This window comes from Agromyces binzhouensis (assembly GCF_004135055.1).
GTDB classification, from domain to species: domain Bacteria; phylum Actinomycetota; class Actinomycetes; order Actinomycetales; family Microbacteriaceae; genus Agromyces; species Agromyces binzhouensis.
Genome location: NZ_SDPL01000654.1, coordinates 1 through 1112 on the forward strand (window position 1 = coordinate 1; position 1112 = coordinate 1112).

The 1112-nt window shown below is 74.8% G+C and carries 1 protein-coding gene and 1 pseudogene; both read right to left on the minus strand.

The genetic code is table 11. The features are described 5' to 3' along the window. Positions 1-72: 72 nt before the first annotated feature. A complete protein-coding gene (locus ESO86_RS17405; protein WP_242492444.1) occupies positions 73-777 on the minus strand; it encodes a response regulator transcription factor in 705 nt (234 codons plus the stop codon). 75 nt (positions 778-852) lie between these two features. Beyond that, positions 853-1112: pseudogene (locus tag ESO86_RS17410) on the minus strand (class I SAM-dependent RNA methyltransferase); the annotation flags it as partial.

Genomic DNA, 1112 nt, shown 5'->3' on the forward strand with positions numbered 1-1112 from the left:
CGCCCGGCGACGGTCTCGACCTGGGCGCGGCTCACCGCCGCGCGGCGTGGGACGAGCCGGCTCGCCCGCAGGTCAGCGCCGACCATCCCCGGCCTCGGCATCGAGCCCGGGGAGGATGCCGTCCTCGACCGCGCGGCGCAGCAGGTCGACCTTCGTCGGGGCGGGCCGCCCCACCTCGACGTACTTCGCGCGGATGCGGTCGAGGTACTCGCGGGCCGTCGAGTGCGCGATGCCGAGCTGCTGGGCCACGAGCTTCAACGGCAGGCCCGACGCGTACAGGTGCAGGACGTCGTGCTCGCGCCGTCCGAGCTGCGCCTTCGCGAAGTCCCGGTCGGCCTCGATGGCGCTCGCCCACTCGACGTTGTTCAGCGCGTCGCCGCGTGCGACCGTCGCGATGGCCGCGATCACGGAGGCCGTCGGCGAGGACTTCGGGATGACGCCGGCCGCGCCCGCTGCGAGCGCCTCGCGCACGGCGGCGACCCGGTCGGCGATGCTGTGCACGAGGACCTGGCTCCCCGTCGCGAGCACGGCGCGGACGTTGTCGGTCACCTTCGATCCGTCGCCGAGCGAGAGGTCGAGGAGCACGACCTTGGGCGGGTCGACCGCCGGGTCGTCGAATGCGGCGAGCAGCGTCGGCACGTCGGCCGTGTCGGCGACGACCTCGTAGCCGGCGTCCCGACACGCGGCGCGGAGCCCGAGCCGGACCGCTTCGTGGTCGTCGACGATCGCGACCGTCGTGGCGACCGTCGCACCCGCCTCGCCCGTCACCGTCGTCACGCGCAGACCCCCGTCACGCCGTCCTCCTGTCGTGCCGGCGCCCGCGCGGACTCGACCACGCGATTCCCGCCGTCCTCACACGATAGCGGCGAACCGGGCGACCGCCTCGACGTGATGCGTGTTCGGGAAGAGGTCGAACGCGCCAAGGGTCTCCAGCTCGTACCCGTTCGCGCGGAACGTCGCCACGTCGCGCGCGAGCGCGACCGGGTCGCAGGCGACGTACACCACCTGGGCCGGTCGCAGCTCCGTCAGCCGCTCGACGACCGCGCGCCCCGCACCGGCACGCGGCGGATCGAGCACGACGGTGGCGCCGCGGAGGCCGCGGGTCGGGGCGT